This is a genomic window from Pseudomonas sp. JV245A (assembly GCF_032424515.1).
Lineage (GTDB): Bacteria > Pseudomonadota > Gammaproteobacteria > Pseudomonadales > Pseudomonadaceae > Aquipseudomonas > Aquipseudomonas protegens.
Window position 1 is genome coordinate 1 of sequence record NZ_VYKE01000331.1, and the last position, 2,191, is coordinate 2,191.

Annotated in this window: 1 protein-coding gene; it reads left to right on the top strand. The window is 67.3% G+C overall.

Translation table 11 applies throughout. From position 1 onward, the window contains the following. A partial coding sequence (gene gspD, locus F6S12_RS31280) for a type II secretion system secretin GspD (protein ID WP_315869810.1) occupies window positions 1–2,133 on the top strand: 2,133 nt, incomplete at its 5' end. Window positions 2,134–2,191: the final 58 nt, after the last annotated feature.

Sequence of the window (2,191 nt, forward strand, 5' to 3'; positions counted from 1 at the left end):
GGCACGTCGCGCAGCACCAGCGTGCCGCGCAATCCTCTGGGGGACCAGCCGGTGCAACTGAACTTCGTCGACGCCGATATCCAGGCGGTGGTGCGCGCGCTGTCCCGTTCCACCGGCCAGCAGTTCCTGGTGGACCCACGGGTCAAGGGCAACCTGACCCTGGTCAGCGAAGGCCAGGTGCCGGCGCACCAGGCCTACGACATGCTGCTGGCGGCCCTGCGCATGCAGGGTTTCTCCGTGGTGGACGTGGGCGGGGTGGCCCAGGTGGTGCCCGAAGCCGACGCCAAGCTGCTGGGCGGGCCGATCTACAGCGCCGACAAGCCGGCGGGCAACGGCATGCTGACCCGCACCTTCCGCCTGCAATATGAAAATGCGGTGAACCTGATTCCGGTGCTGCGGCCCATCGTCTCGCCGAACAACCCGATCAATGCCTACCCGGGCAACAACACCATCGTGGTCACCGACTACGCGGAGAACCTGCAGCGGGTGGCGCAGATCATCAACGGCATCGACACCCCGAGCGCCATCGACACCGATGTGGTGGCGGTGCAGAACGGCATCGCCGTGGACATCGCCACCATGGTCGCCGAACTGCTGGAAACCCAGGGCGCCGACCAGACCCAGAAGATCAGCGTGATCGGCGACCCGCGCTCCAACTCCATCATCATCCGCGCCGGCAGCCCGGAGCGCACCGAACTGGCGCGCAACCTGATCTACAAACTGGACAACGCCCAGAGCAACCCCAGCAACCTGCACGTGGTGTACCTGCGCAACGCCCAGGCCGGCAAGCTGGCCCAGGCCCTGCGCGGGCTGCTCACCGGGGAAAGCGACAGCGCCGGCAGCGACGGCGCCCGGGCCATGCTCAGCGGCATGGGCGGCAACAGCCAGGGCGCCCAGGGCGCGAGCCAGAACAGCAGCGGCACGCCCACCGCCAGTGGCAACCTGAACAACAGCAGCAGCGGCAGTGGTGCCTACGGCCAGGGCAGCAGCGCCGGCCAGGGCGGCACGGGCCAGCAGAATGACCAGAACACCGCCTTCAGTGCCGGTGGCGTGACCATCCAGGCCGATGCCACCACCAACACCTTGCTGATCTCGGCGCCGGACCCGCTGTACCGCAACCTGCGGGAGGTCATCGACCAGCTCGACCAGCGTCGCGCCCAGGTGGTGATCGAGAGCCTGATCGTCGAAGTCAGCGAAGACGATGCCAGCGAGTTCGGCGTGCAGTGGCAGGCCGGCAATCTCGCCGGGCGCGGCGGCTTTGGCGGGGTCAACCTCGGCGGCAGCGGGCTGGTGGGCACGCCGGCGAGCAAGACCAGCATCGACGTGTTGCCCAAGGGCCTGAACGTCGGCGTGGTCAACGGCACGGTGGACATCCCGGGGATCGGCAAGGTGCTGGACCTCAAGGTCCTGGCCCGGGCATTGAAGAGCAAGGGCGGCACCAACGTGTTGTCGACGCCCAACCTGTTGACCCTGGACAACGAGGCGGCGAGCATCTTCGTCGGCCAGACCATTCCCTTTGTCACCGGCAGCTATGTGACCGGCGGTGGCGGCACCAGCAACAACCCGTTCCAGACCGTGCAGCGTGAAGAAGTGGGCCTGAAGCTCAATGTGCGGCCGCAGATCTCCGAAGGCGGCACGGTGAAGCTGGATATCTACCAGGAGGTCAGCAGCGTCGACCAGCGGGCTTCGGTGGACGCCGGCACCGTGACCAACAAGCGGGCGATCGACACCAGCATCCTGCTGGATGACGGGCAGATCATGGTGCTCGGCGGCCTGCTGCAGGACGGCTACAGCCAGAGCAACGACGCAGTGCCGTGGCTGTCGAACATCCCCGGGCTCGGGGTGCTGTTTCGCAACGACAAGCGCAGCGTGACCAAGACCAACCTGATGGTGTTCCTGCGGCCCTACATCATTCGCGACAGTGGCGCGGGGCGCAGCATTACCCTCAATCGCTATGACTTCATGCGCCGGGTACAGGGCCAGTTGCAGCCGGAGCGCAGTTGGGTGATGCCGGATATCCAGGCGCCGCAACTGCCGGCGGCGAGCAAGGCGATCCCCGGGGCAGTGCCGGTGTCCCTGCAGGGCGTACCGCAGACGCCGCGGGCGCCGATTCGCGCGGTGCCGGTGCAATGAACGGGGCAAAGGGGCCCCAAATCCGGGCTGCCAAGCCCCTCGTAGGCGCCGGCTTGCC